Raw genomic sequence first — 16,678 nt, forward strand, 5'->3', positions numbered from 1 at the left:
ATCGAATGGAAATAAAGCTTACTGGATTAAACAATCCGATTCTTCTGCTGAGCGTCATCAATTCGTCGTTTTAACCACTGGTTATAGTAGTCCATTCGCTTTTCGAACATTTCTTCGAAGCGAAGACGGTGATGCAGACTTTCCACAAAAGTCAGGAATGAATGATCGGACATGAATCGTCCTTTGAAGAGGTTGTCATCGGTTTTGCTCCGATCGCCGAGCCAAGGTTTGATCAACAGTTTATCGTCCCCAGGAATTTGGGTCTGGTATTCCCGGTGCCAGAAATTGTTTTGACGCAAAAGCTGCAATTTTTCGGGGCTAAACACAGGAATCAAGGCATTCAATACAAAAGCGCTCAGCGCATTTTCACGGAATGGCTCGTTGCGGTAATACCCAAGGTAATTTACTCCGGTTATGGAGTGTAGGTAGCGACAAATGCGACGCGCTTTTTTAGGGTGAGTACCTTCCGAGAATTGGATGATTACCGCATCTTCTTCACCGGCTCCTTTAAACCAGGAAGGGAGGTAATAGATGGCATCCGTAAATCCGAAACCTGCGACGAACTTCCAAACTATCCGATGAAAGTTCAAAAATCGAGGGTAAGAATCTTCGGGTGCGGGCAGTAATTCCTCTTGACGGCCGTATAAACCGTACTGATCGTTTTCATGAAACAAGATCTTTTCTTTGGTCAGCTGCTTCAAGGCTTGCAACAGTTCCGGATCCATCGACTTGTGATCGGACCACTCCAAGGCCAGCATGCGCAAAGGAACCATGAGGTTCAAAGCGTCATAATACAACACCGTCTTAACGATTTTCCGGCTCCAACTACTTCCTTTATCTTCTCTCAAATCTTGGTTGTTTGCTATATAAACGTTGAGCGTTTCTAAAAAGTTGGGTGATTCAATGGTCAAGAAAATTACTTTTGTCCGCATGGCTGGTAATAGTTTAGGTAAGTTATTCCGGTTGAGCACGTTTGGAGAATCGCACGGAAAAGCCATTGGAGGAGTAATTGACGGTTGCCCTTCCGGATTGGTTTTGGATATGGATGCCATTCAAAAAGAGCTCGATCGACGAAAGCCTGGACAATCGGCATTAACCACTCCCAGAAAGGAATCGGATCAAGTAGAATTTCTGTCCGGAATCATGGATGGAACAACCCTGGGTACACCTATTGGCTTCATACTTCGCAATGAAGACAAGCGCTCCAAAGATTACAGTGATCTGGAAAAGGTTTACCGCCCATCGCATGCTGATTATACCTACGATCAAAAATTTGGTATTCGCGATCACCGCGGTGGAGGAAGGTCTTCGGCCCGTGAGACTGCCAATTGGGTGGTAGGTGGAGCCATTGCTCGTCAATTGCTACAGCATCATGGAGTTCGGATTCGGGCCTATGTTTCTCAAATTGGAAGCGTGAGCCTGTCTAAAAACCATTCCGAATTAAACCTGGAAGAAGTTGATCATTTCCTCTCTCGTTGCCCAGATGCCAAGTCTTCGGCCTTAATGGAAGCTGAAATTGAAGCAGCTCGTGATGCGGGAGATTCTCTTGGAGGAATCATCTCATTGGTCGTGGAAGGACTCCCTACCGGATGGGGAGAGCCCGTTTTTGAAAAGCTACACGCTGTATTGGGACAGGCCTTATTCTCAATCAATGCCACTAAAGGTGTTGAATTTGGTAGTGGTTTTTCCGCAGCATCCATTAAAGGGTCCGAGCACAACGATGCTTTCGTAATGGAAGATGGTCAGGTGAGTACCAAGACCAATCATTCTGGCGGAGTTCAAGGTGGCTTGTCCAATGGAATGGACCTATTGGCTCGAGTAGCCTTTAAACCTACGGCCTCCATCAAAAAACAACAACAAACCGTCAACGCTCAGGGAGAAAGCAAAACCTTGGAAATTCAAGGACGCCATGACCCTTGTGTAGTTCCGAGAGCCGTTCCCATTGTAGAAGCCATGGCAGCGCTCGTACTGGCCGATTTTAGCTTAATGGCCCGAACCAATAAACTTGAAGCATGAAGAATTTACCACTATACGTTAAGATTATCATCGGCTTAGTTGTCGGTATTATTTGGTCCTTTATATCAAGCTCCTTGGGTTTGAACTGGCTTACTCGGGATTGGATTAGTCCATTTGGTGATATCTTCATTCGAATGCTCAAGTTCATCGCCGTTCCTCTGGTGCTGTTTTCCATCATTAGCGGGGTGTCAGGATTGAAGGATGTTGGGCGTTTGGGACGCATTGGTGGTCGAACATTGGGAATTTACTTAATCACAACGGTTACCGCCGTGGTCGTTGGTTTGTTGTTCGGGAATATTGTGCAGCCGGGTAAGTTCATGGATGAGGAACAACGCGTCAAAAACCGAATTAGCTATGAGCAATGGGCCACTGAAAATAACGTCGCCATTCTCGACGGTAAAAGTTACTTGAACGATCCCCAATATAGCCACCTTCTTAGCGATGCTGATCGGGCCTCCATGGCAACGGATATGGATAAAAAGGTGGAAGGCAAGATGGAAAGCCTGAAAAGCCGTAAGGACGAAGGACCACTTCGTTTTTTGGTAGACATGGTGCCATCCAATATCGTCATCTCCATTTCCGACAATCGCCTGATGCTCCAGGTGATCTTTTTTGCGATCTTTTTTGGAATCTGTTTGGTGATGATTCCGGAAAACACGGCCAAGCCCGTCATCAACTTTTTTGAAGGATTAAATCAGGTCTTCCTTAAAATGGTTGATCTCGTTATGCAGGCTGCTCCCTTTTTTGTGTTTGCCCTTATGGCTGGTGTGATCACCAAAATGGCTGAGACACCAGCTGAGGTTGCCGAGCTCTTTATCAGTTTAGGAAGTTATTCCTTAACCGTATTTGTAGCCTTGGTTCTTATGATATTTGGCTTTTATCCGGTAATCATCAAGCTACTTGGAATCGCCAAGTACACCGAATTTCTTCGAAAAATTAGCCCGGCGCAATTCCTGGCCTTTTCCACCAGTTCCAGTGCCGCAACCTTACCCGTTACCATGGAATGTGTAGAAGAAAGGGTAGGAGTATCTAAAAACGTATCCAGCTTTGTTCTTCCGATTGGGGCTACCGTTAACATGGATGGCACCAGTTTGTACCAGACCATAGCCGTATTGTTCCTGGCCCAAATTCACATGGTAGAGCTTGATTTCGTACAACAATTAACTATCATTCTTACCGCCACCTTGGCTTCCATTGGTTCCGCTGCCGTTCCCAGTGCCGGTGTCATCATGCTGATGGTGGTATTATCATCCGTTGGCTTGAATCCCGCCTGGATTGCCATCATCCTTCCCGTAGACCGTATTCTGGATATGTGCCGCACGGTGGTTAATGTAACCGGAGATGCTACTGTGTGTACGGTTATCGCCAAAGGCGAAGGTGAATTGAATCCGGTGGAGGATTAGATCAACTACTTCCGACCCAATTGACGATGGGGCATGGCCATCTTATTTGGTTACTAAAGGTCAAACATTCGGTGAAAATCGATCAGTCTAAATACCCTAAATAAAACAATGAAAGGACTTTTTCTGTTCCTATTTGCGCTGTTATTCTTTGATTGTGCAGGTCAGGTAAACAACGATTGTTTTCATGTGATAAAAAAAAGTGATTGGAACCTTTCCATTTGTATCGACACTATGATGGGAGTGAACTCAAGTGATGAGTTTGAGTTGCAAATTATGCAGTACGAAACTTCTGATCAAGGGAAATCGACACGCCGATTGTCCATCACCTTGGATTACAATTATGAAAATAGAAGCGCTAAAGAAATATTGGAAAATCAATTTTCCAATAAACCAATTAACGGGCTTAGGGAGATAAGTCGACAGGACAGTGTTCTTGGAGCAGGAGGTAACCAGTTTTATTTGGTTAACTGGATTTTTGAAAATGAAAAGAGGGATACATTGGCTCTGTCTGCGGCCATTGGATTCTACGAAAACCAGTATTATACATTTCAGACATTCGGGCCTACCCAAAATCATGAGCCGCTAAATTTCCTTTGTAAAGTCCTAAATAGGATATCTTATATAGGTGAACCGACTTTAAAAAATGATAAGGCCATTATAGATAATTTCCTGAGTACATTGACCTTGGGAATAAAGGTCGAAGAGAAGTTGAAAGACATTCTAATTAATGCTGAAATTTTTCTTTCCACAATACCGGAAAAAGAAAGAGAGTCCTTATCTCAAGATCTTCCCCTTATTGAGATGCGATTAAATAATTGGAATCAGACCGTTTATGCTTTTATCAGAGCCATGAATAAATACGAGTCTGTGGTCATTAAAAAACACGACTTCAAAAGGGACATCTCCCAACCCAACCTCACTGGTTACATGGCTTTAGTTGTATTTGATTGTGACGGAGAGGAAATCAGTTATCGACTGATCTGTATGGAAGTTGATGGGTTAATGTATTTAGGAAGGATGGTGAAGGTGTAAATTGGGATTCCGATTTGAAAACCCAAACCAATTGCCCTCAAATTCGTAGAGAAAATGGATGATTTTAAAGATCTTCCAAAAGCGACGTAATGTTTCTAAAAAACATTCGTTTACTTCTGCTGTAAAGCCTAATTTTATCGGTTCAGTTTTTGTAGTTATTAGTCAAAATTGAAATACCCGCTTATTCATGAAAAAGCTGCTCAAAATTACCGGAGCTACCCTATTCATTTTACTCCTCTTATTGATCCTCTTGCCTTTTATCTTCAAAGGGAAGATTGCGGAGATTATCCAAGAACAAATTGATGAAAATGTAGACGCCAAGGTGGAATTGGCGGATCTGGACCTTTCCTTGATCAGTACGTTTCCGGATTTTAAGTTGGAGCTAAACGGCATTAAAGTGTCCGGCAAAGGTGAGTTTGATGGAATCACTTTGGTGGAAATCGGACAAATTGAAACTCGCCTGGATTTTATGAAGGTGATCAGCGGAGATCAGATAGAAGTGAAGTCTTTCGGTATTTCGGATGCTTACTTCCATGTGAAGGTGAATGAAGATACTCTGGCCAACTATGATATTGCCAAGCCTTCGTCTGCTCCTACCGAAGCACAGGAGGAAGAAGAAGTGGAAGAAGAGGAATCATCGGAAGGGGGAGAGCCTTTTGCTCTTTCTGTTCAGAGTTACTATTTGCGCAATATAAATGTGATTTACGATGATAAACCTGGCGATGTTTACGCGGAAATAGTAAACTTGACCCATGAGGGAAGTGCTGCCATCAATGGAGACTTGATTTCTTTGGCAACCACAACTACCATTAAGGAACTTACGGCTAAGGCTGGTGGAGTGCGCTACTTAAAGAAGGCGAATCTGGATATCAAATTCGATTCTGAAATCGACCAAGCCAATAACAAATACACGTTTCAGGAAAACCACTTTGGAATCAACGACTTGATGCTCCACTTTGATGGGTACGTAGCACTACCTGATTCTGAAACGGTGGAAATGGACCTGACCTTTAACACGGAAAAAACAAGCTTTAGAAGTCTTCTTTCCTTGGTCCCAGCAGTATACCTAACCGATTTTGAGCAGGTGGAAACTTCGGGTAACCTGGCCTTGGGTGGTTATGCAAAAGGAGCCATGAAAGGCGAGCAACTTCCTGCCTTCTTGGTTGACCTTAAGGTGACGGATGGCCGTTTTAAGTATCCTGATCTTCCCAAATCCGCCGAAAACATTGCTATAGATCTTCATGCCGCTAATCCAACCGGTGTAATGGATGATTTGGAAATTGACCTACGCCAGTTTTATGTGGACTTAGGTGGAAACCCGATCGATTTGAATGCTCGGGTGGTTACCCCGATAAGCGATGCCGATGTCAAGGGAAACTTGATGGCTCATGTGGATTTGGCTACTTTGAAGGATGTGATGCCTGCTGATTCAGGAATGTCGTACGAAGGAAAGATAGACGCCGACATCCATTTCGCTGGAAAGATGTCTACGCTCGAGGCTGAGGATTACGAAAACTTTGATGCCAAAGGTGCTTTGATCATGGAAGGGATTGTATACAACGACCCTACCCTTGGTTATCCCGTAAAAATCAATCACACGGATTTGGAGTTCACTCCCCAAAAGTTGACTCTGGAAACCTTCGATTGCCAATTGGGTAAGAGTGATATCCTGGCCAGCGGTTGGGTAGGTAATTACTTGCCTTATTACTTCAACGAGTCGCTTTTGAGTGGTGGACTTACGGTTAATTCGAATCTTTTGGATTTGGATGAATTGTCTGGACCGGAGGATGAGAACCAAGGCGATGGTGAGTCCCGAGAGCCTGCGGGAGAGGATGGTTCTGCTGAGAATGACGATGTAGCGGAGAGTATGGCTGCTGATACTTCTAATCAGGTAGAAGAAATTCCGGCCAACCTTGATTTTGAGTTGGTGTCAAACTTTAAGAAAGTACTTTATGACAACCTTGTGATGGAGGACATGAACGGAAAAATTACCCTACGCGATCAAAAGCTATCGATGGATAACCTGGATATGAAAATGTTGGGTGGCGAGTTGACCATGAATGGGTATTACGAGACCACGAATCCTACGCGTCCTACCGTTGATTTCTTCCTGGGCATACGTCGTTTTGATTTGCCCCAAACGTTCAACACCTTCAATACGGTGGAGAAGATGGCGCCAATTGCTGAGAATGCGACTGGAGCGATTAGTACTAAGATGAAATTGGTATGTGCATTGGATCAGAAAATGGAGCCTATCGATGAAACGATAACCGGTGGGGGAGATTTGCAAACCCATGGTGTTCGTATCAAAGATTCGGATGTATTGACCAAGGCGGCAGATTTGTTGAAGAATGAGGACCTAAAGGACTTGGTCTTGGAAGACGTAAACATCAGCTACGAGTTTCGCGATGGTCGTGTCTTTGTAGAGCCCTTCGATGTGAAATTGGGTGACCTGCAAGCCAATGTGAGCGGATCCAATGGGTTTGATCAGACCTTGGATTATGTCGTGAAAACCGAAATCCCTACTTCTTCTTTGGGAGCTGGAGCCGGAGCTTTAAACAGTGCCTTGGCATCCATCAATCAAGGAACGGGATCGAATTTGAGTATGGGTGAGACCATCAAGGTAGATTTGGCCATCACCGGTACGGTAGACAAACCTAAAGTGTTGCCCAAGTTTGGTGATATGGAAGGAGCCGGAAGCGATAAGGTATCAGATCAGCTGAAACAACAGGCCAAAGAAGAGCTGAATAAGCTGAAAGAGGAAGCCAAGAAAGAAGCCGAAAAGCGAGCTCGTGAGGAAGCGGATAAGCTCAAAGAAGAGGCTGAGAAAAAGGCTCAGGAAGAAGCCGATAAACTGAAAAAGGAAGCTGAGAAAAAGGCTCAGGAAGAAGCAGACAAATTGAAGAAACAAGCCGAAGAAGAGGCGAAGAAAAAAGCAGGTAAGGAACTCAAGAAATTATTTGGGAAATAATTTTCTTCAGGTAATCGTTTTGATCTAATTTGCCCGACTTTTTGAGGTTGGAAGAGGATTATGGCTAAGAGGAATATCAAGTATTTGTGTTGGATTGGATTAGTAATTTGTACGCTATCCCTATCTGCTCAAGAAGACTGTGACCAGGATGTGAGTGATAAGGCCAAGAAACTTTTTGATAAGGCCAAGGACCGAAAACTCCCCGAACAAAAAAGAATGGCTTACCTCAGGGAAGCCCTGGAAATTGACGAAGATTACGCTGCTGCGAATATGCTTATGGGTAAGTTGGCCATGGGCCGTGCCAAGCAACGGGGTGGAGGCTATATGGCAGTGGCACCCTACTACGAAAAGGTGGTGGAGCTTTGCCCGGAATACAAAGCCAAAATCTACTACGAATTGGGGCAGATCTACTACTCCAATAAGAAGTACGACAAAGCGGTAACCTATTACGAAGGTTTTGTCAATTTTTCTTCTGAAGACGATAAGGCTTATTCCAGGGATCATGAAGAACTGGTTGAACTCTGTCAGGAAGATCTGAAGACGGCTCGTTTTTACAAAGAAGCATACGCCAATCCCGTTCCCTTTGACCCGAAGGTAGTACGAGATATTTCTACCAATGAGGCGGACGAGTATTTACCGCTGTTGTCACCCGACAACGAGTGGTTATTCTTTACGCGTAGATGGGAGGATCACACCAAGGATAAGAATCAGATTTACCAGAGCGAATCCATTAAGCAAATCGAACGTTTTACCCGTTCAGAATATGTGAGCGATGGGAAATACAACAAGGGAGAACCGATGCCGGCGCCCTTTAATACCGATGAAAACATCAATTACGGTGGAGTAAGTATCTCCTTGAACAACCGTCATATCTACATCACCATCTGTACGCCTTACTTTAGCAAGACTCAGCAGAAAATGGTGAAAAACTGCGACATCTACCAGTCGAACTACGTGTTGGGTATGAACCCGGAGACGCATAAAGAGGAGTGGTATTGGACGGAACCCGAAAACATGGGCCCCAATATCAATACACCTGACGGCTGGGAATCGCAACCTTCGATTAGTGCCGATGGCCGACACCTGTATTTTGCCTCCTGGCGGGAAGGAAGCCAGCAGATTGACATCTATCAATCGGAACGTAAGGCGGACGGAACTTGGGGTATGGCCACGAACCTTGGTGCTCCTATTAATACAGAAGGAAACGACAAATCGCCCTTCATTCACACGGATTCTAAAACACTTTATTTCTCTTCTCAAGGACACCTCGGATTTGGTGGATACGATATCTATTACGTCCGTCAAGGCGACGATGGTAAATGGGAACAGCCCAAAAATCTGGGACATCCGATCAACACCGATGAGGATGAACACGGCTTGGTGGTAAGCACGGATGGTAAGAAGGTATACTTCGCCTCCGATCATTTAGAAAACAAACGAACTCGTCTGAATGTACTCTCCTTTGAGCTGTATAAAGAAGCCCAGCCCGATCAGGTGGTTTTGGTAAAGGGAAAGGTGGATCAAAAGTCATCGGATTCTCACCCTACGAAGATCCAGTTAAAGAACATGACCAGCCGTGATGTCAACGAATTCGAATTGGATTCTAATGATGGGTCCTTTGCAGCTGTAATGACGGTGAAGCCAGGCGACAAGGTGATCATGAAGGTGGAAGGAGAAAATGTAGCCTACAACTCCAGAATTATTGAAACTCCGGAAGAGCAGGAAGAGGAGCTCGTTAAAGAACCAGGGGAACCTGTGGTTCAAAAAATGGATGTACCGGTTGACAAGAACAAGAAAGGAGGAACCTATCCTCTAAAAGACCTTCATTACGAAACCAACTCCTCCGATATTTCAGAACGATCCATGGTCATTTTGGATGATTTTGCGGAATACCTCATAGAAAACAAGCAGGTAAAAATTGCCATCCATGGTCACACTGACAACGTGGGTGCATCCTCCGATAATCTCGCTCTATCCGCAGACCGTGCCTTTTCGGTAAAAGAATACCTGGAGGAAAAAGGAGTAACTCCCCAACGCCTCACTTTTAAGGGCTTTGGAGATACCAAACCCGTGGCTTCGAATCAAACCGAGCAAGGACGCTCTAAGAACAGAAGAACGGAGTTTGTGATCCTTGCTTTTTAGCGTGAGACAAGTCACTGTAGGAACTCCTTAGAAAAATTACCTTTGTAATCCTAAAAATGAAAACAATGAGAATTACCGGTTTATTGCTTTTGGTAGTGCTGTTCTGGAACTGCAGCGGAAACCAACAAGCCGAACAAGAAGCTACAACTACCCCTGAAACACAAACTGAAACGGCCACTGCTGAGCCTACTCCAGCTTCCTTTGGAGAAGAGATTGTAATCGATCAAGTGACTGCTGGTGGTGATCTAATGAGCCAATTGGCTGAAATGGATACCGTGGAAGACGTTTTGATTTCAGGAAAGATCAACTCTTGCTGCCAAAAGAAAGGCTGCTGGATGAAAGTAGATCTGGGTGATGACCAAGAGATCTTCGTTAAGTTCAAGGATTACGGATTTTTCGTTCCATTGGATAGCGAAGGAAGCACTGCCTTGATGCAAGGTCGCGCATACAAAAAGACAGTTCCTGTTGAGGAATTGCGTCACTACGCTGAGGATGCAGGAAAAAGCGAAGAAGAAATTGCCGCTATTACTGAGCCAGAAGTAAGCTACTTGTTTATGGCTAATGGCGTATTGCTTTCTGACTACACACCAAGCAAATCAGAAACCGAATCTTCGGAAGGCGAAGAAACCGAAATGGGTTCTGAAGAAACTGAAATGGAAGGTAACACCGAAACGACTACGGCGGAATAAGATTCCAAAGTTTACAGCATAAAAAAAGCCCTGTTTGCATTTGCATCCAGGGCTTTTTTATTTGGGTTATGTGAAGCGATCTATTTGCGCTCCAATACGTTTTGTGCGGCTTGAATTACGTCTTTGGTATCACATCCGTACTTCACCATCAATTCTTCTGGTTTTCCGCTTTCTCCAAAGCTATCGTTCACACCAACCATTTCTAATGGAACAGGATTTTTACGAGATAGAAGCTGAGCAACAGCATCTCCCAATCCACCATTTAGTTGATGCTCTTCGGCAGTCACTACACAGCGGGTTTTTCTAACCGATTCCAAAATGGCAGCCTCGTCCAATGGTTTAATCGTGTGAATGTTGATGATTTCAGCATCTACACCATTCTGAGCTAAGTACTCACCAGCTTCCAATGCTTTCCATACCAAATGGCCAGTAGCGATGATGGTAACATCTCTACCCGGATTAAGCATCACCGCTTTTCCAATTTCAAATTTTTGATCTTCCGGAGTAAAGTTTGGCACCTTTGGGCGACCAAATCGCAAGTATACCGGGCCTTCCATTTCAGCAATAGCTTCAGTGGCAGCCTTCGTTTGGTTAAAGTCACATGGATTGATTACCGTCATGCCCGGAAGCATACGCATCAAACCAATGTCTTCCAAAATTTGGTGGGTAGCCCCATCTTCTCCCAAAGTAAGTCCGGCGTGTGAAGCGCAGATTTTTACATTCTTTCCGGAGTAAGCAATACTTTGACGAATCTGATCATAAACCCGTCCGGTAGAGAAGTTAGCAAAGGTTCCGGTAAATGGAATTTTGCCACCTACGGTAAGGCCCGCAGCGATCCCCATCATGTTGGCCTCAGCAATACCCACTTCGTAAAAACGATCGGGGTGATCTGCAGCAAAGGCGTCCATTTTTAGAGATCCGGTAAGGTCAGCACACAAGGCTACCACATTAGGATTGGATTTGCCCAGGGCAGAAAGTCCGGCTCCGAATCCGGATCGGGTGTCTTTGTTTCCAGTATTAACGTATTTGATCATGGTCAAAGATTAAGGGATGTAGAACTTCCGATTTTGATAGTAAATTTTTTCTCTTTAGTAAACCAGGTACTTCTGGCTTCTGATGGTCGGTATAGCACGACGTAATCACCGGGTTGGAGGTAAAAACTTTGTCGGGTTTGATCGGAATCGAGGTTTTTTACCCAAACCATTTCGCCGTCTTTGTCTTGGTAAATGGCCCCGTAAATTCTGGAATTTAGGGTAAGGGAAAATAGTCCTGGATTAGGTATGTCAAGAGTGGTGGTGTGGCTCTGGCTTATGGCAATGTCGTTGAGGTAAATTCTGGGAGTGGTTAAGAGTTCAATATCATAGAACCCGGTTAGGTATTTCACCTTGGTGTTCAAGTTCTGAACGTGCAAGGTTTTGTTTTCTCCATGCTTTCTGACAATGGCTTGAATCGGTGTCTTGTTAGAGAATCCTTTGGCTTTAATTTCCAGGAAACCTTGTGGCGCGTCAACGGCCAAAATATTATGCTTACCTGGCAACATAATTAAGCTATCCGCTCGAGCTGGAGGAATCGTATGGGCCACCAAATCATAGGTAAAAGAAGGCTCAATATCCAATGTGTCCGGTACACCTTTAGCGTTCATCGTATGAACGAAATTGTAAAGGATGTTCCCGGTAAAATGATCGTATAGCGTAACACCAACTTCAGTTTCTGAAGCGTGCCCTCCTGCATCAATCAGGTTTACCTGGGCCGTGGTTTTATTTAAGGCTTGAGAAATAACCACACCCAATACATTTTGGAAGGAAGCCTCATCGGTCGCGTTGTAGAAGGTTCCCATACACTCAAAGGACTTGGTAAATCCCATGTCCATACCAATACCAATCACAAAAGGTTTTAGAATGATGCCCTGGCGCTGCAATTTCATGGAAATCGTACAGGGATCACCACCACATTCTTCTATACCATCGGTAATAAGGATAATGATGTTTCTGCAACTGGCACAAGGAGGAAAGTCTCCGGCAGCCTTTTCGAGGGTCATGGCAATGGGAGTAGTTCCCTTAGGCCGTATTTCTGAAAGTCGCTTTTTGATATTCTCACCGCTATTGGCCGAAAAAGGAACCTCCAGCTTGGTGTCGTTACAATCTTGTCCGTTGCGGTAATACTTCTGGTGTCCATACACCCGCAAAGCCATTTGCAGGTTAGGCGTCTTTTTTAGACTGTCAACAGCCTGAGCCAATAAGCGCTGAGCCACATTGTGTTTTTGACCGTTGTTCCAGGATCCGTTCATGGAATTGGACGCATCGTAAATAAACAGCAGCCGCGTAAGTGGCTCATCACCCGATTGGGCATGAGAAGAACTCAGGATAAAGAGTCCTATTATCAGTAAAAAATATGTCTTTGCTATTCGCACGTAGTTAATCAATAGTCACCAAGAGTTTCCTCCAACTGTTCCAAGGCACGTGCCAATTGTTCATCGTTGGGTGCAACTCCGTGCCATTTGTGGGTGCCCATCATGTAGTCAACCCCTTGTCCCATCTCGGTTTTCATTAAAATAACAACGGGTTTTCCTTCCGCTGAAATTTCACGAGCCTGAACCAAGGTATTGTAAATTTCTTCTACATTGTGTCCATCCATTTGAAGGGTGTGCCAGCCAAAGGATTTCCATTTCCCTTCCAGGTCACCAAGAGGCAGTACATCTTCTACATCTCCATCAATTTGACGACCGTTCCAGTCTACCACGGCAACCAGGTTGCCAACGCTTTTTCCACCGGCATACATGGCGGCTTCCCAAACTTGGCCTTCTTGCAATTCACCATCACCCATCAATACATAGGTGCAACGATCATCACCATTCAGCTTTTTCGCCAAGGTGGCTCCAATAGCAGCAGACAATCCTTGCCCTAAAGAACCAGAGGCAATCCGAATTCCGGGAAGACCTTCGTGCGTAGTCGGGTGACCTTGTAGGCGAGAATCAATCTTTCTGAATGAAGAAAGCTCCTCAACTGGAAAATAACCGCTTCGGGCCAAGGTGCTGTACCAAACCGGAGAAATGTGTCCATTCGACAAGAAAAACAAATCCTGCCCTTCACCATCCATATCCCACTCTTTGGGATCGTGCTTCAATATAGCGCTGTAGAGGGTAGCAAAAAAATCGGCGCAACCCAGAGAACCACCCGGGTGACCGGAGCTTTGAGCATGAACCATTCGCACAATGTCTCGACGGGTTTGAGATGCGAGTTTTTTGATGTTATCGAAGTCTGCCATTTGAGGGATGTTTGGCCGCGAAATTAGGGTATTTACCTCGTTCCTCAGACCATTTGTTAATAACAAAGGCGCTTTGCTGAAATTAACCTTTTTGATAAGCTGAAAATCAAGTGTTTTATCGCTACAACTTGAAAAGTTGAAAACGGGGGAGCTTGGTTGGTTTTATGGGGCTATTGGTTTGATTACGAGGTTGTTTTTGAAATTGAGTTTTAAATGGAACACGGCTCAACTTATAGCTAGCTGAATCAAAACTTCGGTTCCTCTATTTTGTTCACCTTTTCCCACCGAAACGCGATAAGACTTTCCGGTTTTTTTCGAAAGGAGTTCCAGGCGCTTTTTGGTAATCGACATACCAACAGAAGTGTGGTGTGTTTTTTTAGGCTTCGGCTCGTCGGAAATTCCTACCCCATTGTCATGAATTCGAATTTCCAATATTTGCTCGGGTATGATGGCAATGGATAGGGTTACTTTACCCGGTTTTCCGGTAGGAAGGATGCCGTGCCATATGGCATTTTCAACATAGGGTTGGATAATCATGGCGGGAATCGTGATGTCGAAAATGTCAAGATCCGGATCAATGTTCACTTGAAACTCCAGTTTATTATCAAATCTCATTTGCTCAATTTCAAGATAAAGTTTCAAGCGTTCTATTTCGTCTTCCAATTCGATGAAGCCGTTCTTTACTGAAAGCAAATTAAGCCGAATCAGTCGCGAAAAAAGGCCAAGGTAGCGACTCGATTGCTGAATGTCGTGGTTGTGGATGAAATGCCGAATAGCTGCCAGAGAGTTGTAGATAAAATGGGGATTCATCAGCGCTGCCAAGGCCTGTTGTTTGAGCTCTTCGGTTTGCAGTTTTTGGGAGAAAATGCGTTTTCTTCTCTGCAGGTATAGAAAGAAGGTAAGTACCAAAGCGAAAAAGGAAAGCAGCAGCAACATCAGTTGAAACCAAATTGTTTCGAGGAAGGTTTCCGGAATGTTGAACGAGAACTCAGCCGGATGTTCACTCCAATAACCATCTTCGTTTTGGGCCCAAACACGGAACGTATAGTTACCAGGAGAAAGGTTGATAAATCGAGCTTCTTCAGAAGAGGTGTAAACCGTGTCAGAATCTTCATCCTCATGACGAATAAGGTAGCGATATCGAATGTTGTTTCCGGCTCTAAATCCTACCCCATGATACTGGATGAGCAGGTTCCTGTCGCCCTTTTGAAGTTGCGGCGGACCATCCGATTTTTGGATTAATGAATCAGCCACTCTAACCTCACTTAGGTAAATTGGTGGAGGGCTATTATTGGGTTTAACCAGAGCGTCGTCAAAGTACACCAAGCCATGAGTGGTGGCCAACCATATCTTGCCATTGAATTCTATTATGTCCCATATTTCGTTGGAGGCAAGTCCGTTATGAATATTGAGGTTTTGTAGGTTTTCGATCTCAAGTTGATCGGTTAGCGTGAGTTTGCTCAGCCCTCGATTGGTCCCTATAAACAAGGTGTGATCCTGAATGAAGAGCGTTTTGATATAGTTGCTCAGCAATCCTTCTTTCTCCGTTATGGAGTTGACTTTTTTCGAGCGTTTGTTAAGCAATAAAAGGCCGCTGCCCTTGGTTCCAATGACCAGATATTCCGGTGTCAATTTCTCCAAGGCCATGATTCTGCTGCCCAGCAGAGAGGAATGTTGCTCCATAGGGATGAGCGAGTCATTTTTCCATAGATAAAGTCCATGCGTACTACCTACCCATACCTCATCGCCATCTTCATTAATGGCATTGGTTCTCCACTGAAAATTGAATAAGTCATTTTTGGAATCCATAAGGGTAGTTATAGCACCCGTTTTGGGATCGGACCGAAGCTTTAAGAAGCCCAGTCTAAAACCAACATAGATGTCACTTCCGTGGCTGCGGGAATAGATAATGGGATCTTTGGCAATGGTACTAGTTGAACGGAATTCTTGAATCTCTGAATTTTGGGTGGGTAGTAGTAGCCGTTCATTTTCCAAGACTTCAAAGGGGAAGAAGTCGATGGGTTCTGAATGTTTGGGGTAAACCCGTTCGGCTTGATGATGAGTATCAACTTTCCATATCTCTCCCTGGTCGGTTGAAAACCAAAGATGGTTCTGATGCTTTCTTAAAGCCGATACCTTTTTGTTGAGGGATGTTGAGTAATCCAGAAGCCTAAAATGGATGGAAGCTGTTTTATGAATTCCTTTGTGAAAGTCACTAAACCAGTAATTCCCTTCCAAATCTTGACTCATGGAAGTAAGGAAATGGCCCTTCATTAGGTGCTCGTAAGGTTCAGCAAAGTTTCCATGGCGAAACAGATAAACACCATTTGAACCGCCTAACCAGAAGTTCTGTTCGCGGTCTTCGTATACAAACGACACCGCATCGTTTTCGTCGATTATCTGCTGACCGTAACTTAGGATGGAATCTTTATTAAAACGGACGTAATTCCCGTGCTGATCAATGCCTACATATTCCTCCCTTTGCGCTGAATAATGAAAAGTATAGGAACGCAATTCCTCATTTGCGGGAAAAGTGAGTTGAATATAAGGACCCGTGCAGGAAACGGAGGGTTGAGCGACGTCGGAGTCTAAATTTTGGCTCTGGTAGGGTAGGGTGCCTGATGCCTGAATTCGAATCAGTGTGAATTGTTGCGGTCTGTCCTCATTCAATCTGTTTTTACAGGGATCGAATACCCGTACAAAGTTTCCGCCCTCTTTTTCTCGATACAGCGCATTTAAGTACCAGTCAAAAATCCATTTTCTATTTTCAGTATCGCAGCAAAAGAATTCGCCTCTTCCTGGATTATAGCTGGTGTCTTTTGAATAAAGGAAGGGATGTATTTGCTGGTTTTCAATATAGCTGATGTCGTTTTCCAAGGAGGTAATCCAAATTCGATCGTTGGGCCCCTTTCTCAATTCCAACAAGGTATTTGATTTTCCCGGGAGGCCGTTTTGGATGGTATAGGTTTTAAACTCTTTTCCGTCGTACCGGGATAATCCGTATTCGGATGCGATCCAGACATAGCCATCGGCTCCGGTTACCACATAATGGGTTTCTGAAGAAGATAGTTCTGAGTTGGTCGAGTACAACGTCGAGATAAGGCGTTGAGCATTTCCCGATAGAAATCCCAATACCGCAAACAACACCAGCCCTATTTTCA

At 44.4% G+C, this 16,678-nt stretch carries 11 protein-coding genes; 6 read left to right on the top strand and 5 right to left on the bottom strand.

Annotation, left to right across the window (positions count from 1 at the left end; all coding sequences use genetic code 11):
- Nucleotides 1-26: 26 nt before the first annotated feature.
- Entirely contained in the window at nucleotides 27-932 is a 906-nt protein-coding gene (locus KFE98_13465; protein UTW61022.1) for a hypothetical protein, read from the bottom strand.
- Between KFE98_13465 and aroC the strand changes: the two genes are divergently transcribed.
- The 6 genes from aroC to KFE98_13495 all read left to right on the top strand — a co-directional run bounded on the left by aroC (nucleotide 931) and on the right by KFE98_13495 (nucleotide 10,253).
- Nucleotides 931-2,016: a chorismate synthase gene (aroC, locus tag KFE98_13470; GenBank protein UTW61023.1), complete on the top strand. Its 1,086-nt coding sequence runs from the start codon at nucleotides 931-933 to the stop codon at nucleotides 2,014-2,016. The two genes, KFE98_13465 and aroC, sit on opposite strands and share 2 nt — an antisense overlap.
- The gene (locus KFE98_13475; protein ID UTW61024.1) at nucleotides 2,013-3,419 is read left to right on the top strand and encodes a dicarboxylate/amino acid:cation symporter; all 1,407 of its coding nucleotides are present in this window, start codon (nucleotides 2,013-2,015) and stop codon (nucleotides 3,417-3,419) included. Before aroC ends, KFE98_13475 begins: the two co-directional genes overlap by 4 nt.
- A 108-nt stretch (nucleotides 3,420-3,527) precedes the next feature.
- Nucleotides 3,528-4,451, top strand: a complete 924-nt coding sequence (locus tag KFE98_13480) for a hypothetical protein (GenBank protein UTW61025.1) — start codon at nucleotides 3,528-3,530, stop codon at nucleotides 4,449-4,451.
- A gap of 187 nt (nucleotides 4,452-4,638) precedes the next feature.
- Nucleotides 4,639-7,422, top strand: a complete 2,784-nt coding sequence (locus tag KFE98_13485) for an AsmA-like C-terminal region-containing protein (GenBank protein UTW61026.1) — start codon at nucleotides 4,639-4,641, stop codon at nucleotides 7,420-7,422.
- A gap of 60 nt (nucleotides 7,423-7,482) precedes the next feature.
- Nucleotides 7,483-9,564 carry a PD40 domain-containing protein gene (locus KFE98_13490; GenBank protein ID UTW61027.1) on the top strand — a complete coding sequence of 694 codons (2,082 nt, stop codon included), beginning with the start codon at nucleotides 7,483-7,485 and terminating at the stop codon, nucleotides 9,562-9,564.
- A gap of 56 nt (nucleotides 9,565-9,620) precedes the next feature.
- Nucleotides 9,621-10,253 carry a DUF4920 domain-containing protein gene (locus tag KFE98_13495; protein ID UTW61028.1) on the top strand — a complete coding sequence of 211 codons (633 nt, stop codon included), beginning with the start codon at nucleotides 9,621-9,623 and terminating at the stop codon, nucleotides 10,251-10,253.
- Between the two features lie 80 nt (nucleotides 10,254-10,333).
- Here KFE98_13495 and KFE98_13500 read toward each other — a convergent pair whose 3' ends face one another.
- The 4 genes from KFE98_13500 to KFE98_13515 all read right to left on the bottom strand — a co-directional run bounded on the left by KFE98_13500 (nucleotide 10,334) and on the right by KFE98_13515 (nucleotide 16,664).
- A complete protein-coding gene (locus KFE98_13500) occupies nucleotides 10,334-11,287 on the bottom strand; it encodes a transketolase family protein (protein ID UTW61029.1) in 954 nt (317 codons plus the stop codon).
- Nucleotides 11,288-11,289: 2 nt separating this feature from the next.
- Nucleotides 11,290-12,663 carry a VWA domain-containing protein gene (locus tag KFE98_13505; GenBank protein ID UTW61030.1) on the bottom strand — a complete coding sequence of 458 codons (1,374 nt, stop codon included), beginning with the start codon at nucleotides 12,661-12,663 and terminating at the stop codon, nucleotides 11,290-11,292.
- Between the two features lie 8 nt (nucleotides 12,664-12,671).
- Nucleotides 12,672-13,517: a transketolase gene (locus KFE98_13510; protein UTW61031.1), complete on the bottom strand. Its 846-nt coding sequence runs from the start codon at nucleotides 13,515-13,517 to the stop codon at nucleotides 12,672-12,674.
- Nucleotides 13,518-13,742: 225 nt separating this feature from the next.
- The gene (locus tag KFE98_13515; GenBank protein ID UTW61032.1) at nucleotides 13,743-16,664 is read right to left on the bottom strand and encodes a histidine kinase; all 2,922 of its coding nucleotides are present in this window, start codon (nucleotides 16,662-16,664) and stop codon (nucleotides 13,743-13,745) included.
- Nucleotides 16,665-16,678: the final 14 nt, after the last annotated feature.

It is taken from the genome of bacterium SCSIO 12741, assembly GCA_024398055.1.
Taxonomy (GTDB): domain Bacteria; phylum Bacteroidota; class Bacteroidia; order Flavobacteriales_G; family Salibacteraceae; genus SCSIO-12741.